17 protein-coding genes are annotated in these 18,463 nt (G+C 65.6%); 12 read left to right on the top strand and 5 right to left on the bottom strand.

Features of this window, described 5'->3' with window-relative positions; all coding sequences use genetic code 11:
* Positions 1 to 70 precede the first annotated feature (70 nt).
* Genes HGB39_RS08355 through HGB39_RS08340 form a run of 4 tightly spaced genes read left to right on the top strand, consistent with a single transcriptional unit; the run spans position 71 to position 5,738 of the window.
* Positions 71 to 2,029, top strand: coding sequence for a primary-amine oxidase (locus HGB39_RS08355; protein WP_005569842.1), 1,959 nt, complete (start codon positions 71 to 73; stop codon positions 2,027 to 2,029).
* A complete protein-coding gene (locus tag HGB39_RS08350) occupies positions 2,022 to 3,461 on the top strand; it encodes an APC family permease (protein WP_005569840.1) in 1,440 nt (479 codons plus the stop codon). Before HGB39_RS08355 ends, HGB39_RS08350 begins: the two co-directional genes overlap by 8 nt.
* 8 nt (positions 3,462 to 3,469) lie before the next feature.
* Positions 3,470 to 3,991, top strand: coding sequence for a hypothetical protein (locus tag HGB39_RS08345; RefSeq protein ID WP_064080434.1), 522 nt, complete (start codon positions 3,470 to 3,472; stop codon positions 3,989 to 3,991).
* 34 nt (positions 3,992 to 4,025) lie between these two features.
* Positions 4,026 to 5,738, top strand: coding sequence for an amidohydrolase (locus HGB39_RS08340; RefSeq protein ID WP_064080433.1), 1,713 nt, complete (start codon positions 4,026 to 4,028; stop codon positions 5,736 to 5,738).
* A 79-nt stretch (positions 5,739 to 5,817) separates the two neighbouring features.
* Here the strand turns inward: HGB39_RS08340 and HGB39_RS08335 are convergent, their stop codons facing one another.
* From HGB39_RS08335 to HGB39_RS08325, 3 genes are read right to left on the bottom strand one after another with little or no spacing between them, the layout of a single operon-like run.
* Complete coding sequence (locus HGB39_RS08335; RefSeq protein WP_005564749.1) at positions 5,818 to 6,834, bottom strand: 3-hydroxybutyryl-CoA dehydrogenase; 1,017 nt, start codon at positions 6,832 to 6,834, stop codon at positions 5,818 to 5,820.
* Positions 6,834 to 7,940, bottom strand: a complete 1,107-nt coding sequence (locus tag HGB39_RS08330; protein ID WP_054245634.1) for an NAD/NADP octopine/nopaline dehydrogenase family protein — start codon at positions 7,938 to 7,940, stop codon at positions 6,834 to 6,836. Before HGB39_RS08330 ends, HGB39_RS08335 begins: the two co-directional genes overlap by 1 nt.
* 44 nt (positions 7,941 to 7,984) lie before the next feature.
* Positions 7,985 to 9,331 carry a spinster family MFS transporter gene (locus HGB39_RS08325; RefSeq protein WP_205627330.1) on the bottom strand — a complete coding sequence of 449 codons (1,347 nt, stop codon included), beginning with the start codon at positions 9,329 to 9,331 and terminating at the stop codon, positions 7,985 to 7,987.
* 210 nt (positions 9,332 to 9,541) lie between these two features.
* Here HGB39_RS08325 and HGB39_RS08320 point away from each other — a divergent pair, with 210 nt between their 5' ends.
* A complete protein-coding gene (locus HGB39_RS08320; protein WP_005574574.1) occupies positions 9,542 to 10,789 on the top strand; it encodes an Lrp/AsnC family transcriptional regulator in 1,248 nt (415 codons plus the stop codon).
* Here HGB39_RS08320 and HGB39_RS08315 read toward each other — a convergent pair.
* Both HGB39_RS08315 and HGB39_RS08310 read right to left on the bottom strand, forming a co-directional pair.
* A complete protein-coding gene (locus tag HGB39_RS08315) occupies positions 10,737 to 11,006 on the bottom strand; it encodes a hypothetical protein (protein WP_043793924.1) in 270 nt (89 codons plus the stop codon). The genes HGB39_RS08320 and HGB39_RS08315 overlap by 53 nt on opposite strands.
* A 98-nt stretch (positions 11,007 to 11,104) precedes the next feature.
* Positions 11,105 to 12,610 (bottom strand): PAS domain-containing sensor histidine kinase, encoded by a 1,506-nt coding sequence (locus tag HGB39_RS08310; RefSeq protein ID WP_005574576.1) that lies wholly within the window; start codon positions 12,608 to 12,610, stop codon positions 11,105 to 11,107.
* A 198-nt stretch (positions 12,611 to 12,808) separates the two neighbouring features.
* Here HGB39_RS08310 and HGB39_RS08305 point away from each other — a divergent pair, with 198 nt between their 5' ends.
* Genes HGB39_RS08305 through HGB39_RS08275 form a run of 7 tightly spaced genes read left to right on the top strand, consistent with a single transcriptional unit; the run spans position 12,809 to position 18,451 of the window.
* Positions 12,809 to 13,969, top strand: coding sequence for an acyl-CoA dehydrogenase family protein (locus HGB39_RS08305; RefSeq protein ID WP_005574577.1), 1,161 nt, complete (start codon positions 12,809 to 12,811; stop codon positions 13,967 to 13,969).
* 29 nt (positions 13,970 to 13,998) lie between these two features.
* Positions 13,999 to 14,376 carry a hypothetical protein gene (locus tag HGB39_RS08300; protein WP_005255968.1) on the top strand — a complete coding sequence of 126 codons (378 nt, stop codon included), beginning with the start codon at positions 13,999 to 14,001 and terminating at the stop codon, positions 14,374 to 14,376.
* A gap of 5 nt (positions 14,377 to 14,381) precedes the next feature.
* Positions 14,382 to 14,882, top strand: coding sequence for a nuclear transport factor 2 family protein (locus tag HGB39_RS08295; RefSeq protein WP_005255967.1), 501 nt, complete (start codon positions 14,382 to 14,384; stop codon positions 14,880 to 14,882).
* On the top strand, positions 14,882 to 16,171 hold the full coding sequence (locus tag HGB39_RS08290) for an aromatic ring-hydroxylating oxygenase subunit alpha (protein WP_005574578.1): 1,290 nt from the start codon (positions 14,882 to 14,884) through the stop codon (positions 16,169 to 16,171). The genes HGB39_RS08295 and HGB39_RS08290 overlap by 1 nt, the downstream gene beginning before the upstream one ends.
* Positions 16,161 to 16,664: an aromatic-ring-hydroxylating dioxygenase subunit beta gene (locus tag HGB39_RS08285; RefSeq protein ID WP_005255965.1), complete on the top strand. Its 504-nt coding sequence runs from the start codon at positions 16,161 to 16,163 to the stop codon at positions 16,662 to 16,664. Before HGB39_RS08290 ends, HGB39_RS08285 begins: the two co-directional genes overlap by 11 nt.
* A 41-nt stretch (positions 16,665 to 16,705) precedes the next feature.
* Positions 16,706 to 17,446 (top strand): SDR family NAD(P)-dependent oxidoreductase, encoded by a 741-nt coding sequence (locus tag HGB39_RS08280; RefSeq protein ID WP_005255964.1) that lies wholly within the window; start codon positions 16,706 to 16,708, stop codon positions 17,444 to 17,446.
* Between the two features lie 45 nt (positions 17,447 to 17,491).
* Entirely contained in the window at positions 17,492 to 18,451 is a 960-nt protein-coding gene (locus HGB39_RS08275) for a PDR/VanB family oxidoreductase (RefSeq protein WP_005574580.1), read from the top strand.
* Positions 18,452 to 18,463 lie beyond the last annotated feature (12 nt).

Here is an 18,463-nt window from a genome sequence, read left to right as displayed (position 1 = left end):
AGGGCACCTCGGCTGTAACGTACGTCACTAAGCTTTTTATTCAACACCCGTAGAACCAAAGGATCGCGACATGCCCACCCTTTCCCCTGCGCGTATCGACCACCCGCTGTCGCTGCCGACCGTCGAAGAAATCGCCTCCCTGCGCGAGATCCTCGAGGCCGCCGACGCGCTGACCGAGCAGACGAGATTCGTCTACGTCGGCCTCGAGGAACCGGACAAGTCGACGCTGTACACGGCGGAGGCCCCCGAGACCGATCGCCGCTTCCGCGTTCTGCTGCACGACATCTCGTCGCCGAACGCGGTGGACGTCGTCGTGTCCGTGACCCAGCGGTCGGTGATCAGCTCGGTGACCCTCGACGCCGTCCGCGACGGTCAGATGCCCGTCCTGGACGAGGAGTTCGAACTCGTCGAACAGGTGCTGGCCGCCGACGAACGCTGGCTCGCCGCGCTCGCCGCCCGCGGACTCGACGTCGCCGACGTCCGGGTCGCTCCCCTCTCCGCGGGTGTCTTCGACTACCCCGGCGAGACGGGCACGCGGATCCTCCGGGGGCTCGCGTTCCGCCAGGACCACCCGAAGGACCATGCCTGGGCCCACCCGATCGACGGGCTCGTCGGATTCGTCGACGTCATGAACCGGACCGTCACCGACGTTCTCGACCTCGGCGCCGTCCCGGTCCCCGAGGAATCGGGCAACTTCGACGACCTCGCCGTCACCGGCCCCCTGCGCACCACCCAGAAGCCCATCGAGATCACCCAGCCCGAGGGCCCCAGCTTCGTCGTCGACGGCAACCGCGTCGACTGGGAGAAGTGGTCGTTCCGTGTCGGTTTCGACGCCCGCGAGGGTCTCGTCCTCCATCAGCTCGGATTCGCCGACGGCGACCGGGTCCGCCCGATCATCCACCGCGCGTCCATCGCCGAGATGGTGGTGCCCTACGGCGATCCCTCGCCGGTCCGGTCGTGGCAGAACTACTTCGACACCGGCGAGTACATGGTGGGCCGCTACGCGAACGCCCTCGAACTCGGCTGCGACTGCGTCGGCGACATCACCTACTTCGACGCCGTCATCGCCGACGAGTTCGGCACCCCCAAGACGCTGAAGAACGCCGTGTGCATGCACGAGGAGGACTTCGGCGTGCTGTGGAAGCACACCGACCTGTGGGCCGGCTCCGCCGAGACCCGCCGCCAGCGCCGTCTCGTCATCTCCTTCTTCACCACCATCGGCAACTACGACTACGGCTTCTTCTGGTACCTGTACCTCGACGGCACCATCGAATTCGAGGTCAAGGCCACCGGCGTCGTCTTCACGTCGGGTCATCCGGGCGGCGACTACCCGTATGCCTCGGAGATCGCCCCCGGCCTCGGCGCCCCGTACCACCAGCACTTGTTCAGCGCCCGCCTCGACATGATGATCGACGGCGACCGCAACTCCGTCGAGGAGGTGCAGACCAAGCGGGTGAAGATGGGCCCCGGGAACCTGCACGGAAACGCGTTCACCCTCGAGCGCACGCCGCTGACGAAGGAATCCGAGGCGCAGCGCCTCGCGGACAACAGCGTCGGACGCGTGTGGCACATCAGCAACCCGAACAAGCTGAACCGTCTGGGCAAGCCGGTGGCGTACGCACTCCACCCGGAGGGTCAGCCGATCCTGCTGGCCGACGACGACTCCTCGATCGCGGCGCGGGCGACGTTCGCCACCAAGCACCTGTGGGTCACCCAGTTCGACGAGAAGGAGCGTTACGCGGCAGGGGATTTCGTGAACCAGCACGCGGGTGGCGCCGGACTGCCCAGCTTCGTGGCCGGCGATCGGGATCTGGAGAACGAAGACGTCGTCGTCTGGCACACGTTCGGCCTCACGCACTTCCCGCGACCGGAGGACTGGCCGATCATGCCCGTCGACTACACCGGATTCACGTTGAAGCCCAACGGCTTCTTCGACCGCAACCCCGCTCTCGACGTTCCCCGCACGACGTCGAAGCACTGCGCGACCGGAGGCGGCAGCTGCCACGCGGACGGGGGAACAGATGTCTGACACCACCACGGGTTCGGGAGCCGGCACGTTACGCGGATCCATCGGCGTCGTCGGGATCGTCTTCCTCGTCATCGCCGCGGCCGCACCGCTGACCGCGATCGGCGGCGCTCTGCCCGTCATGATCGCGATCGGCAACGGCGCGGGCGCCCCGACCGCCTATCTCATCGCCGCACTGGTCCTGCTCGTCTTCAGCGTCGGATACGCGGCCATGAGCAGCCACATGGTCGACACCGGCGCCTTCTACGCCTACGTCGCCAAGGGGCTGGGCGAATCCTGCGGGCTCGGGGCCGCCGGGCTCGCACTTCTGACTTACACCGCCATCCAGGCCGCCGTGTACGGTCTGGCCGCCGCGACGATTCGGGGCCTCGTGGTCCAGTACGGCGGACCCGACCTGCCGTGGTGGATGTGGGCGCTCGTGCTCATCGCACTCGTGGCCGTGCTCGGATACCGCAGCATCGACCTCGGCGCCAAGGTCCTCGGGGTGCTCCTCGTGCTCGAGATCGGCATCATCCTGGCGCTGTCGTTCGGCGTGCTGGTGCGGGGCGGGGCCGCGGGTATCGACTTCGCGTCGTTCACCCCGACGTCGTTCTTCAGCGGATCCCCCGGTGTCGCATTGATGTTCGCGATCGCGTCGTTCATCGGCTTCGAGGCGACCGCGATCTACGGCGAGGAGGCCCGCAACCCCCGGCGCACGATTCCGATCGCGACGTACGCCGCCGTGATCGCCATCGGACTGGTGTACGCGCTGGCGAGCTGGGCCGTGGTGCTCGCGTTCGGCAGCGACAACGTCTCCGCCGCAGCCGCCGCCGACACTGCCGGGCTGACGTTCGCCGCCGCCGCGCACTTCCTGGGCGGACCCGCGGCCGACGTCATGGCGATCATGCTCGTCACGAGCCTGTTCGCCGCACTCCTCGCCTTCCACAACGCCATCTCCCGGTACGTGTTCGCCCTGGCCCGCAAGGGCGCCGCTCCGCGCGCACTGTCCCGCACCCACACCAAGCACGGATCCCCGCATATCGGCTCGGTCGCCCAGACGATCTCCGCGACGGTGGTCGTGGGGGTGTTCGCCCTCGTCGGCGCGGACCCGGTGCTGGAACTGTTCACCTGGATGGCAGGTCTGGCCACCGTGAGCATCCTGGTGCTGATGGTGCTCACCAGCGTCGCGATCATCGCCTTCTTCGCCCGCACCCGGCTGGATACCCGGCTCTGGCACACGCGCATCGCTCCGGTGCTCGGATGCGTGGGTCTGGTGGCCGTCACCGGGTTGGTGCTCGACAACTTCACCACGCTGATCGGCGGGTCGGAACTGCTCGCGGACATCCTGCTGGCAGTGATCGCTCTGTTCTTCGTCGCCGGACTGGTCGTCGCCCGGGTCACCCGGCAGAGCCGGGCGGACGTCGGGCAGCGTCGCGAACTCACCCCCACGATCTGAATTCGACGATGTTCGAGATCCCTGCCGTGCACGCGGCGATGCTCGTCGGAGCGGTCGGGGCCGTCGTGCCGATGTGGCGGGCGCACGGAGCGGACTGCCGGGTGCGGATCGCGCACGGTGCGATGGCGGTGTCCATGGTCGCGATGATGATCCCCGGCGTGCCGGCGGGGATTCACCTGCTCGAGGGTGCCGTCCTCATCGCCCTCGCCGTCTTCGTCACCGGTGAGACCATGCACCGCCGGACAGCCGTTCCCTGCGCGGTGGACCTCACCGCCATGGGGGTGCTACTGCTCCTGGCCCCGACGTCCGCTCCCGCCTCGACGGCGTCGGCGCCGGCACCCTCGGGCCACCACCACGGTGGCGCAGGGATCTCGACGGGTTGGTTCCCTCTCGCTGTGCTCGTGTGCTGGGCACTGTTGACACTGCATCTCTTTCGCTCCACCCCGCGCCCCGAACACGGGTCCGGCGTCACGACCGCCGCGACGGGATCCGCACTGATGATCCTGGGCATGGCTCCCATGGCCGTCTGACATCCATCCCACCGACAGCAACCTGGAGGAACCGATGAGTTACGCCGATGCCGTCTACACCCACGGCAAGGTCTTCACCGTCGACGAGAACTTCACGATCGCCACCGCCCTCGCGGTGCGCGACGGACTCGTCCACGCGGTGGGCAGCGATGCGGAAATCGAAACCCTGATCGGGCCGGACACCGTGGTCACGGACCTCGGCGGGAAGACGATCCTCCCGGGAATCAACGACTCGCACCTGCACGCCATCGCCTACGGGCTCGACACTCCGCCGCTGTCGCTGGACGTGTCGTTCCCGGCTGTCCGGTCGATCGCGGACGTCCGTGAACTCGTGCGGGAGGCCGCCGCCGCGGCCGAGGACGGCGAGTGGATCATCGGAACCGGCTGGGACGACGGGTATCTCGACGAGTGTCTCGCCGAGGCCGGTCGGACGCCGACCCGCTGGGACCTCGACGAGGTGTCCCCGAACAATCCTGTTTTCCTGCAGGACTTCTCGCGCCACACGTCGTGGGTGAACAGCGCGGCGCTCACGCTCGCCGGGGTGGACGAGACCACCCCGTTGCCGCCGGGCAGCCTCATGCCCGTCGGTGAGGACGGCCTGCTGACCGGCATCGTCATGGAGGGTGCGCAGGCGCTGGTGCAGCGTGTTCTCCCGGCCCTCACCCGGGAGCGCCGGGAGGAGGCACTCCGCTCGGCGATCTCGATTCTGCAGAGCGAGGGCATCACCAGCTTCACCGATCCCGCGATCGGCCCCGGCGGCGAGGCCCTCGCCGGTGGCGCGATGGGCGCCGAGGGCCTCGCGGTGTATGCCGACCTCGCCCGCCGCGGCGAACTGGGCGCCCGCGTCAACCTTCTCCTCCTGCCCACCGGAATGTCCGGGTCGGCTGAGGATTTCGGACAGAACCTGGCGGACATCGAGGTCCCGGAATCGGTGGATCCGCGGATGTTCCGGGTGCTCGGGGTGAAGGTGTTCGCCGACGGCATCCCGCCGAGCAAGACCGCGTGGATGCACGAGGAGTACGTCGGCGGCGGCTGCGGCTCACTCTGCGTCGGCGGCGACACCGACGAGCGTCAGGTGTACGAGGTGACCGAGATGGTCCGCATCGGCCACGAGTCCGGCTACCAGATCGGTGTGCACGTCACCGGTGACCGTGCCATCGACACCGTCGCCGACGCAATCATCGCCGCGCAGAATGCGCACCCCCGTGAGGATGCCCGGCACTACCTGATCCACGGCGACTTCATCAGCGAATCCACCCTGAAGCGCCTGGCCGACAACGGCATCGGCGTCAACATGAACCCGACGATCAAGTGGACGATCGCCGACCTGGAGGTCGGGGTGGTCGGGACCGAACGAGCCGCCTACGAATGGCCGTATCGCAGCGCCGTCGAATCCGGGGTGCACCTGATGAGCAGTTCCGATGCACCGGTCACACCGCCCGATTGGCGCCAGGGCATCTCGACGATGATCCTGCGCGAGAGCAAGGCCAGCGGCGCAGTGAGCGGGCCCGACCAGTGCATCGGGCTCGCCGACGCCGTCCGCACGTACACGATCAACGCAGCCTGGCAGGACTTCGCCGAGGACTGGAAGGGGTCCCTCGAGGTCGGCAAGGTGGCCGACCTGTGCATCCTCGACGGCGACCTCGAGACCATCGACCCACACGACATCCCGGCAATGCAGATCGTCTCCACCGTGCTGGGTGGAGAGGTCGTGTTCCAGCGCGTCGCCGCGAGTGTCGCGTCGTAGTCGGCTTACCTATCTGAGCCGGAACGGCCCCACATCAGATGTGGGGCCGTTCCGCGGGAACCGTCGTGGACCACTCCCGTTATCCGCGGCGGGTCTTCTCCGGCACCGGAGCAAGGGCTGCTCCGTACTCGGGGCTGAGCCCGACTTCGTCGAGGAGGACCGAGAACTCCCTCATGCGAAGGGACTTGTAGTCACCAACCGTATCGGGATCGTAGGTGTAGAACCCCTGGCCGTCGCGGAGACCGTTTCGACTCGACGCCATGTTCGCGGCAATGATCTCCGGCGCCTCGAATCGATCACCGAGCATGCCCGCAAGGTACCGCGACGCGTAATACAGGATGTCGCCACCACCCCAGTCGATGAATTCGACGAGTCCGAGCACCGCGAATCGCAAGCCGAAGCCGACGCGGACAGCCTTGTCGATATCTTCGGCGCTCGCCACTCCTTCTTCGACCATCCGCGCGGCTTCGTTCATCGCGAGCGCCTGAATCCGCGGAACGATGTATCCGGCGGAGGCCGAACACACGACCGGCACCTTCCCTACCCGCTCGAGCAACCCTACGACGTCGTCGATCACAGCATCGTCTGTCTGTTCGCTTCTGCTGATCTCCACAAGAGGCATGAGATCTGCAGGATTGAGCCAGTGCGCGTTGAGGAAACGCTGCGGCCCCTCGATCAGCGTCGCAAGTTCTGTGACGAGGAAACTCGACGTCGTCGATGCCACGGGAATGTCGTGCCGGGCAACGTCGCTGATCAAGCTCAATGCAGCGGCTTTGGCAGTCATGACCTCGGGCACACTCTCGAACACCACGTCCGCATCGGACAACGCCTGCAATCCGTCCTCCCGGCCGAAGATGCTCACGCGGCCGGCGGACTCGCGCGCCTGCTCCGCTGTGATCCGCCCCAGGTCGATCTTGGCACACAATTCCCGGTCGAGATCGAGGCGAACCCGCTCCGAGTACAGCCGTTCGTCATCGGGTTCACGCACTTTCATGTCGATCAATGCGACAGATAGTCCACCGTGAATGAACGCGAGCGCAATGCCCTGCCCCATTCGTCCCGCACCGACGATTGCGACATGCGGGACCCGTCCCATCACGCCGGTACTCCGATGTGAAGCAGTTCGCGCATGTCCTCGCGCGACAGCTGCGACAGGCCAAGCCCCTCCAGCGTGCGACCCTCCTCGTACAGGTCGATTCCGCTGATCGCGGACGCGAGATTCAGAAGTCCCTGTGCGACCGGTGTCGGCACACCTGCCCACCGGCCCACCGACACCAGGAATGAGAGACCGAGGCGCGTGTCTTCGAGCATGTATCTGTGGCTGTCCAACTCGATCTTCTCACGCCAGTCACCGCTGTCCGTCAGCTTCTCGTGCGCGGCCCGACCGTACATCCACTCCTCTCCGTCCGACGAATAGTGGTCAGCCAGTGGAAAATGCGGCGCTCGGTAGCCGAGGGCTTCGCGCACTGCAATGCGCTCCCGGTCCAGCGCAGTGGTGACCCTTCTGATGGACGGCTGCGTGCCTTCGTTATGAATGTCCCACTCATCGAAATGCTCGAGAGGACCGGCGTTCATCATGATCAGCGGAGGGTGGATCACCGGCCCGGCGTTCATCAAAGCACCGCTCAGCCCGTCCTCGACAGGCTCGACGCTGGGATAGACCTCTCGTAGGACCGCCAGGGTGGAGTCTGTGAGGCGGGCCGGAAAGACCCCCGTCGGAAGCCTCGTCGCATACCCACTCACCACGACCTCGGCTGGTCCGTGCTTGCGCGCCAGATACGGCAACGTTCCTGTCTCGGCAAATGCGACATCGTGACGGTTGCCTGCATCGGCCATTGCCTTGACAAAGAGATAGCTTCCGAACGTGCCAGGTGGGAGAAACACCACCTGGCCGTTCTCGACCAGCGGCGCGAGTTGCGGCGCAAGATCGTCGTGGGTGTGTGCCGGGAGCGGGATCACAACCACTTCCGCGCCGGAGATCGCCTCGGCCAGAACACCGGTGGGCGCGATTGTGCCCGGTGTGTCACCGAGAGCAACTACCCTCTCCCCCTTGTGGTCCCGAATAGTGAGTCCGCCGTGACGCAAGATGTCGGCGAGAGCGCGGGGGTCCCGTCGCCAGAACCGCACCTCGTGCCCATTCTCCGCGAGTGCAGCCGCTGCCGCGTAGCAGCCGTGACCGCCACCGAGAACGCTAACCTTCATGTGAAGCTCTCCCTCTTCTGGCCATCTCGTGACCGGTTGGATGATCAGTGAATGCGGACGCCGCGAACCGAAGGATCGATCGCGGGATTGCCGATTTCGGTCTGGTCGAGCAAAATCGATTCCACTACCGCCTCGGTGCGTGCGCTCTCGCGGAAATAGCGGCATCCCCGCCCGAGAAGTGCCACCGTCAATACGACCGCGATTCCGATGACGACCGACATCGACGATCCCACCAGTTGCGGCGACTTGAAGTATCGGTCGGTGAGGACTGCGACGAGCGTCGTTCCTGCACCCAGTCCGACGAGGTTGGATATCAGCAGAAACAGCGCCGAAATCTGGGCGCGCACCTGGTTCGGACTGAGCACCTGCATGGCCGCGGTGGACGCCGGCATCGGGAACGATGCGAAGAACATCGCAGCGGACAGCAGCGTAATGGACTGCCAGAGTTCGGACACCTGGGTGAAGAACACCGCGGGCAGTGCCATTCCCACCGCACCGACCACGCCCGCACGCATAGCGGCATCGGTGTGCCCTCGCTGCGCCAGCCAGTCGATGAACCAACCGGCGAAGACAACCCCCGTGGTGTTCGCAACGAGGACGACAGCTCCGAGCATGTATCCGACGGTGGTCGCGCTCAGCTCGAAGTGGCGTATGTAGAAGGCCGGGGTCCACCCCATGAGGGCGAAAAGCACCATCGCATAGAACGAGAACCCGAGAAAGTGACAGGCAAAGGTACTGCGGTGCCCACCGATGAAGGCGAACGCGTTGCGCAGGGTCACCTTCTCCACCCGCCCGTCAGCGGTACGCGTCAGCCCCTTCCTGGCAGGGTCGCGCACGGTGAAAAAGATCAGTACGGCTACCAGGAGTCCCGGAAGCCCGATCACCAGGAACGTCACCTGCCAGCCGAACATCGAGCCGAGCAGGGGAACGTGCACGCTGTCGACTCCGGCAAGAAGGTTGATGACATATCCACCGATGAGGAATGCTGTGCCTCCCCCGATGAACGAACCGACGGAGTAGACGCCGTACGCCCGCCCCAGTTTCTTCTTGGGGAACATGTCGCTGAACATCGAGTAGGCAGCCGGCGAAAGCGCCGCCTCACCGACGCCGACACCGACTCGGGCAAGAAACATGTGGGTGAAATTCTTGCTGAACCCGCACAGCGCGGTTGCCAGACTCCAGAAGGCCACGCCCGCCGAGATGATCACACGCCGCGACCGCTTGTCGGCGAGTACCGCGATCGGCATTCCCATGAACGCGTAGAACAGGGAGAACGCGAGCCCGTGGAGCAGACTGAACTGCGTGTCGCTCAGCTGAAGATCGTGCTTGATCGGCTCGATCATCAACGAGAGCACTTGCCGGTCGACGAACGAGAAAACATACGCGATCATGCAGATCGTCACGACATACCACTCGTATCGATACGATCGTTCTCCCCTTTGGGGCAACTCTTGATCAGGCATCGATCAGCTCCTTCGATTGGGTCGGAGTCACACCGGGAGTAAGCATTTCCCGCAGCGGACTGTCGCAGTGGTCTCAACTTAGGTCCGGAGCCGAACCAGGGCCGAGATTGGACGATTCTGAAAATATTCGCGACCGTGATGCAGAATGAGGCGGTGCTCGACGAGATCGACTACCAGATCGCTCACGCGCTGCAGATCGCCCCGCGCGCGCCGTGGGGCGCGGTGAGCGAGGCGTTGCAGGTCAGCCCCGTCACCGCCTCCCGGCGCTGGGACAGACTCGTGCAGGACGGTGTGGCATGGGTGATCGCGTACCCCGGGCCGTCGCTCCTCAACGCCCAGTGCAGCGCATTCGTCGACGTGACCTGCGAACCCACTCGACGCGAGCATGTGACCACGTTGCTGACGACGGTGCCGCAGGTCGCGAGCATTCAGGTCGTCGCGGGTGAACAAGACCTGTTCCTGACGGTGATGGTCGCTGACCTCCGTGCACTGTCCGAGTGGATCCGGAACGACCTCAGTCGCGTCGACGGTGTTCGCGGAATCCGAACGAAGATCGTGACGCGCATTTACGGTGAGAGCGTGCGGTGGCGACTCGGGTCGCTCAGCCCGATGCAACAGCACGTGCTCAGTCCGTACGTGCCCGACACAGGCACGATGACCCGGCCACCCAGGGCAGACGAGCAGAGGCTGATGACGGCCCTCGCTCCCGACGGGCGGCGGTCGGCCGTCGAACTCGCCGAGCAGATCGGTGTCAGCGCACCCACTGTGCGAAAGCGTCTCGACCGACTCGTGAGTGAGGGAATCCTCTCGGTCCGTTGCGAAGTCGCACACGTCCTCAACGGCTGGCCGGTCACCGCCACGATCTGGGCGCGCGTTCCCGCGAAGTGTCTCGACACGGTGGGACGTGATCTCGTCGAGTACCCCGAGGTCCGTGTCTGCTGCGGAGTGACGGGACGGTCCAATCTCGTGCTCACGGTATGGCTGCGCCACGTCGGCGATCTCCAGGTTTTCGAAACCCGCTTGGAGAGAGCAACCGGAGCTTTCGGTTGTCGAACGAGAGGTGACGTTGGAGACCGTGAAACGGCTGGGAGCAGTGCTCGATACCGGCGGTCGCCGCGTCGGCACGGTACCCATAGAGCCGTAACTGTTGCCGCAATCTCGGTCGGTGACGCGCTCCGCGTGAGCAGCGGCGGCGATGGCGATGGCGATGGCGATGGCGATGGCACAATCGACCCGCGCGACGCCGGGCGTGGAGGCAATGGAGGGGGCGCGCTGCGAATCGAGGCAGTCGTGCTCTACCGAGAGCATTCCCCGGTCTACCCGATCTGCCGATTCACTGAGCCCATGCCGCCTCGGCGATCCAGTACTCGCTTCCGTTGGCGCTGATTCCGCGTTGCCAGTCGGTGGTCCGTCTCAGGTTCGGCTCGACGCGCGCGGTAGCCGCGTCGGCGCCGTCCGGTCCGTCCTCCCGGGTCTGCCAGTGGACCCAGTTCACTTCGTTGCCGTCCTCGTCGTGCACAAAGAGGTCGACGTGGTGCCACCCGTAGCGGTGGGTGTCGGCGTAACAGGTCAGGAATGTCCGGTGATGATGCGAATAGTCCACGGGGTACCTCCGGGCCGCGGTGGTGTTTCCCACCACGCTAGAACCGGACCGCGCCCAACGGAATCCAAGAAACCTTTACCCGTGTGGGGGTCGGCCGCTCAGTGGTTCGGATCGGCGGGCAACGTGAACGTGAAGACGGCCCCGTGCGGATCGTTCTCGCGTGCGGTGAGTGTCCCACCCTGGCGGGTGATGATGCGGTGGCTCAGTGCGAGCCCGATTCCGTGACCCGTGGACTTCGAGGTGAACGCGCCGTCGAAGATTCGGCCGTCCGGGATGTGCGAGAGCCCCTTGCCGTGGTCCTCGACGCTCACGACGCCCTCCGTCTCGGTGACGTCGGTGCGTACCGTCACGATGCGGTCGGCTGCCGGCCATTCCGCCATCTCGTCGATCGCGTTGAAACAGAGGTTCAGGATGACCTGCCCGGTGAGCACACGTTCGCACACGACGGCAACCGTGTCGTGCGCACGGAGGTACTCGACGTGAACTCCCTTCTGCCGCGCCCGGATGTCGATGAAATACGCGCATTCGTCGACGATGTCGTTGAGATCGACGATCTGCTGTGACTCCTCGAGTTGCGTCACGTATTCACGCAGACTCCGGACGATCTGATTGGCCCGGTCGATCTGCTTGCGCGCCTCCCCCAGGCCCCAGCTCACCTCGTCGTGACCGGTCCGGCCGTCGTCGAGGCGGCTCTGCGTTCCGGCGATGAAATTGGTGGCGGCCGCGAGCGGCTGGGCCAACTCGTGAGCGATGGCCATCGCCATGTCGCCCATCGCGTTGTAGCGGGCCAGGTAATTGAGGTACTGCGAGTCCCGTTCGTGCTCCTGCTCGGTGCGGACGTGTTCGGTGACGTCGTGGAAGAGCAGCAGGTGGCCGCTCAGATCGTTCTCGATACCGATGTGCTGGCAGCTCCCCGCATGCCACCGGCGCTCCTCGGCTGACAGTTCCACCTCGTAGCGCAGGCTCTGGGAGCCCCCGTCTGCGGTCGTCAGTTGCAGGGCGCGCCGCACGCTCTCCCGTGACTGCCCCGCCCGGCAGAACTCCGTGAAGCGTTCGCCGACAAGCGATGCCACCGGAACCTTCAGCAGCTGCGACGCCGCCTCACTCGCGTACGTGATACGGCTGTCGTCGTCCAGGACGAGGATTCCTTCGGCCATGTTCCGCAGGAACGCGGCCAGGCGGGCCTCGGTGCGGGTGAGGTCGGCCTCGGTGCGGGTGAGGTCGCGACGCATCGACGTTTCCTGCTCGATGTCGCGGAACTGCACCATCACCACGGTCCGGGCGCTCAACTCGACCCGGATCGCGATCGCCTCCGTCAGGATTTCTCGCCCGCTCTTCGCGCGATACGTCCATTCGACGACCGCCGCCCCGTTGTCGACAGCCTCCTGCAGCCACCGCCGTCCCACCGACCGGCGGTACCGCTTCGCCGGGGAACTCATGTCGGGCGCCTTGAGCGGTTTGAGTTCCTCGACCGTGAACTCGAGCAGTTCGGACGCAGCCCGGTTCGCCCAGAGGATGTCCTTGGTGGCCGCATCATGGACCAGGACGCAGTAGCGAAGGGACTCGACGAGTCGTTCGTAGTCGGACGGCGCGAGATCGGACAATGCGGCCTCCTTCGGCTCACCTCGAGTCTACTGAGCGGACGGACCGCGGACACGATAGGGAAATCCTTTACTCCGAGGCGACATCTCTGCACGTCCGCGGGAGGAAGCACCGATTGAGTGATGCCCGCCACCGCAATAGCGTGAATTCGACACGAAAAACGCATCACCCCTTCTACTTCGCGTCGATCGGAGTATTTGATGACCAACGCACCGACCCTCGACACGACGGACGCCTCCGCGAACGGGACGCTGTCCTTCGAGGACGTCCTCGAGCACGTCGCAATGCGGCGGGAAGAGTTCGCTCGCCAGAAGTTCGTGCCTCGCGACATGATCGGCGAGTTCAAGCAGATCGGCATCTACCGCGCGGCGACCCCCCGCCGATTCGGCGGCGACGCGCTGCCCCCGAGCGAGTTTCTGCGGATGATCGAACGCATCTCCGCGGTGGACGCGTCGGCGGGCTGGGTTGCGAGCTTCGGCTCCGCCCTCGTCTACCTGGCGGCACTGCCGCTCGCGACACAGGCGGAGTTGTACAAGGACAGCCCGGACCTCGTCTTCGCCGGCGGACTGTTCCCGGTCCAACCCGCCGAACAGGTGCCGGGTGGTCTGAAGATCACCGGGCAGTGGAAGTTCGCCAGCGGATGCAAGGGTGCCGACATTCTCGGTGTCGGAATCCGCGGCGGCGACTCCACAGCCGGAAAACCCCGCACCGCCCTGCTGTGGCCGAAGGACGTCGAGATCGTCGAGAACTGGGACGTGGTCGGCCTGTCGGGTACCGGAAGCCACGAACTGAAGGTCGACGGCGTCGTCGTCCCCGAGGATTGGACGTTCATCCGTGGCGGAACCCCGACCGTCGACGAACCCCTCTACCGCTACCCCTCCATCGCGTACGCCGCCCAGGTCCTGGCCGTCGTCAATCTCGGAGTGGGCCGCGCCGCGCTCGACTACGCGATCAAGGTCGGCGCGGGACGCACGGGAATCACCGGAGCGCCCAAGCTCGCCGATCGCGCCTACTACCGCATCGACCTGGCCAAGGCGGAGGCGACGCTGAGGTCCGCCCGTGCCTTCTTCTACGAGGTCACCGACGAGGCGTACGCCACGGTGGTGGCCGGTAAGCCCGTCCCGGACAAGCTTGCGGCGCTTCTTCGCCTGTCCTCGACGCACGTGGCCAAGGCGGGCGCCTCCGCCGTGCACACCGCATTCCAGTTGTCGGGCACCGGGGCGATCTACGACGGCAACGCGATGCAGCGGTACATGCGCGAGGCCCTGGTCCCGCCGCAGCATGCCTTCCTCGGCGACGGCATCTACGACAGCGCCGGTGCGGTGCTCATGGACATCCCGCCGTTCCCCGGCTTCATCTGACCACCCCGTTTCAATCGAGGAGACCAATCGTGAGTGACACCAAGACCGCACCGCTGCGAGTCCTGTTCTGCATCGGCATCAATCAGAACTTCTTCGACCTCCCGACCGGCCAGGGCGGGCTGGTGTGGAAGGCGTTCTCCGGGATGATGGACGCGGTGGCCGAGACACCGGGCGTCCGGGTGATCGGCGACATCGACGACGACAGCCACCTGGTCGGACCGTCGGACGGCTGGCCCTGGACCTGCTACATCCTCGCCGACGTCGACACCCAGGAGACCGTCAAGGCCGTCTGCAACCTCTTCCGCACCACCCCGGTCGGCGAGTACACGCTGTGGCGATACGCGAAGATCGAAGCCCGCATCGGCCGTGCGCTCACCGTCCGCGAAGACGTCGACCTCGGCGTGTGAGGAAAATGCACTCTGCGACCGCGACCGAGCGCATCGAGAGCCGCGAGGCCGTTCACCGCGTGATGTGCCGCTACATGGAACTGTGCGATGTCCCCTCCGTGGAGTTTTCGGTCGAGGAACTCGCCTCGCTGTTCACGCCCGACGCGGTGTGGGAAGGGATCGGCGCCGAGTACGCGCGCAAGTTCGGCACACGTCGGGGCCGGCCGGAGATCGTCGGAATGCTCACCGCGTACCTTCCACCGAACTCCCATTTTCGGGGAAATGTGCACCTGCTCGGGAGTGAGCAGATCGACGTGGACGGCCCCGCGGCGCGGGGGCGGTGGATCATGCAGCAGCTGTCGCGATACGAGGACGAATCGGCCGAACTGCTCGTCGCACGCATCACCGCCGAGTGTGAAGTGCGGGGCGGTATCGCCCGAATCAAGCACTTCACGACCGAGAAGCTGTTCGTCACTCGGCTCGACGAGGCGACACGACTGCTCGAATCGAATGGAAAGAGAACGTGATGACCACTTCCCTGGATCCCACCACCACTACAGACACCAACTTCGCGGCCCTCGCCACGGACGACCGCGTGGACGGATCGCTGTACACCGACCCCGACATGTTCGAGGCGGAACTCGAAAGGATCTTCTACCGCACCTGGGTTTGGGTTGCCCACGAGAGCGAGATCCCCGAGGCCGGAAGCTACAAGATGGCGACCATCGGCCGGCAACCGGTGATCGTCAACCGCGACCGCAAGGGGAACTTCAATGTCCTGCTGAACCGGTGCCGCCACCGCGGGGCCAGCGTCTGCGAGGTCCCCAAGGGCAAGGCGAACGGGTTCACCTGCCCCTATCACAGCTGGTCGTACGCCCTCGACGGGCGACTGCGCGGAATCCCGTACCCCGATGGTTACGACGAGGACCTCGACAAGAAGGACCTGCCCCTGCAGAGCCTGCGGGTGGAGTCCTACGCCGGGATGATCTTCGCCAGCTTCAACCCCGACGTCGAACCCCTCGACGACTTCCTCGGCGACGCGAAGGTATGGATCGACCTGTTCATGAAGCAGGGCGCCGGATACCCCATCAAGACGCAGGGCGAACATTGCTTCCGCTTCCGCGGAAACTGGAAGATCCAGTTGGAGAACACCACCGACGGATACCACTTCCCGATCGTGCACCGATCCTGGATGTCCTCCGTCGACGCCGAGACCGCCGACATGCTCTCCTTCATGACCGACGACAACGCCGTGACCCACGCTCTCGGAAACGGCCACAGCGTCGCCATCATGGTCCCGGAGCACGTCGACCTGGACCACGACGACGGCACCGAGAAGATTCAGGCCCGTTTCGACCACATCGTCGAAGAACTGTCGAAGACGATGCCCGCCGACAAGGTCCGCCGCATCGTCCGCTCCATGCACGGCGCCGGGTTCAACCTCAACATCTTCCCCAACGTCGCGATGTCGATGTCATTCTTCCGGGTACTACGCCCGATCTCGGTCGACGAGACCGAGATCCGGCACATCGCCCTCGGCATGGACGGCGGACCGGAGATCGTCAACCGCGAACGCCTCCGCATCCACGAACATTTCCAGGGCCCGTTCGGGTTCGGCAGCCCCGACGATTCCGAGGCCTGGGACCGGGTACAACGCGGATCCCGCGGCGCACCCGGAATGCCGATCATGGTGAACCGCGGTCTCAATCGTGAAGCGCTCGACAGCGACGGACACCGCACCTCGCACGTCACCGACGAGACCGGCATGCGCGAGGCCTACGCAATGTGGAAGAGGATGATGACCGATGAGGACTGATCTGATGACCGCCCAACTCGCCGACACCCGGGTACTGCAGGCGATCGAACTCATCTGGCACGAAGCGGCCCTCCTCGACGCCAAGGACTACCAGGCGTGGGACGCCCTCTGGACCGACGAAGGCCGGTACATCATTCCCATCGACCCGGACACCGACGACTTCGACGGATCCCTGAACATGGTCAACGACGACACTCGCATGCGGCGCATGCGTATCGAACGCCTGACCTCCGGATACTCGATGTCCGCGCTCGCCGCCGCCCGGACGGTCCGCACCGTCTCGCGGTTCACGGTCGAGGAGCGAACCGAGGACTCGATCACCGTGAGGTCCGCGCAAATCCTCGTGGGTTTCAAGCGCGACGATCAGCAGACCCTCGCCGCCGACGTCACGCACCGCATCCGCTACACCGAGAGGGGACCGCGGTTGGATCTCAAGGTCATCCGGCTGGTGAACTCGCAGGCAGCGGTCAACGCCTCCGGCTACCTGCTCTGACCAGCATTTTCCGAACCTCATCGATCGAACAGGAGCTCGACGTGGATTCTGTCGCAGTAGTCACCGGCGGCGGACGCGGCCTCGGTGCCGCGATCGCACACCAATTGCACGACCGCGGATACCGCGTCGCGGTCGCGGACATCGACAGCGGTGCCGCGAAAGAGACCGCGGCGGACCTGGATCCGGACGGCGACACGGCCATCGGCGTGGAGTTGGACGTCCGGAAGCGGAAGAGTTTCGAAGCCGTACGTGACCGGCTGATCCAGGAGTGGGGCGGCATCGACGTCCTCGTCAACAACGCCGGCCGGTCGCAGACGGGCACGCTGATGGACATCGCACCGGAGGAATTCTCCGACATCGTCGAGATCAACCTCAACGGCGCCTTTCTCGGCTGCCAGGTGTTCGGAAGCTATTTCGCCGAGAAGCGATACGGCAGAATCGTCAACATCGCGTCGCTGGCGGGACAGAACGGTGGCACGGCGACCGGCGCGCACTACGCCGCGGCCAAGGGCGGCGTCGGCACACTGACCAAGGTCTTCGCACGCGAACTCGCCCCGTCGGGTGTCACGGTGAACGCCGTCTCCCCTGGTCCTCTGGATCTACCGGTGGTGCGTGAGACGGTGCCCGCGGACAAGCTGGCCGCCATCCTCACCACGATTCCGGTGGGCACCCTGGGCTCGCCCGACTTCATAGCCGAGACCGTCGCCCTGCTCGCATCGCCGACGGCCGCGTCGGTCACGGGAGCCTGCTGGGACGTCAACGGCGGCCTGTACATGCGCTGACCCCGCTCCAGGGCGACGGGTCGCAGCACCGGAGGAAAAATCACCATGAGCATGTTCACTGTCACTGTTGCGGACATTGTCGAGGAAACGCCGGACATCAAATCGTTCCGGCTTGTTCGGACGGACGGTTCACCGTTCGACCCGTACCCTGCCGGCGCCCACATCGACATCCTCGGCCCCACCGAGGTCCTCACCCAGTACTCGCTGTGCAGTCCGCCGCACGAGTCCGAATCCTATGTGGTCGCCGTCAAACGCGAGACCGGACCCCGCGGCGGCTCGGCCGCACTGCACGATCGTGTGACGATCGGCAGCGAGTTGCAGATCAGCCGGCCGCGCACACTGCTCACGCTCGCCGAGGGCGCCGATCGGCACATCCTCGTGGCGGCGGGGATCGGGCTGACCCCGATGCTGAGTCTGGCGTTCGCGTTGCACCGGCAGGGACAACAGTTCGACCTGCACTACTTCGCGCGGACGAGGGCGCAGGCCGCGTTCGTCGAACTGCTGGAGAGCGCGGATCTCCGCCGGGACGTGCACCTGCACTTCGGCCTGAAGAGGGACGACCAGCTCTCCGCCCTCGAGAAGATCCTGGCGGACGCGTCCGCCGCCACGCACGTCTACACCTGTGGCCCCGAAGGTTTCATGGATCGGGTGCGAGGGTTGGCGGAACCCGCTGTCGGGGAGGACGCGGTCCACTTCGAACACTTCGAGGCGGCGACGCCTACCGCGACCGGATCGGACACGGCGTTCGAGTTGGAACTCGACACGGGCGAGGTGTTCGAGGTGCCTGCCGGGAAGTCCATCGCCGACGTACTCGAAGAGAACGACATCGAGATCGACACGTCGTGCCGGGAAGGTATCTGCGGCACGTGCGTCCTGGAAGTGCTGGAGGGCGAGCCCGACCACCGCGACAATTGCCTCACCAAGAGTGAGAGAAAGGCGGGAGACAGAATTGCCGCGTGTGTGTCGCGCGCGAAATCCGGGCGACTACTCGTCGAACTTCCCTGAAGAGAACTGAAT

The sequence above is a fragment of the Rhodococcus opacus genome (assembly GCF_012396235.1).
Classification (GTDB): domain Bacteria; phylum Actinomycetota; class Actinomycetes; order Mycobacteriales; family Mycobacteriaceae; genus Rhodococcus_F; species Rhodococcus_F opacus.
This window is presented reverse-complemented; position numbering and strand designations above follow the sequence as displayed.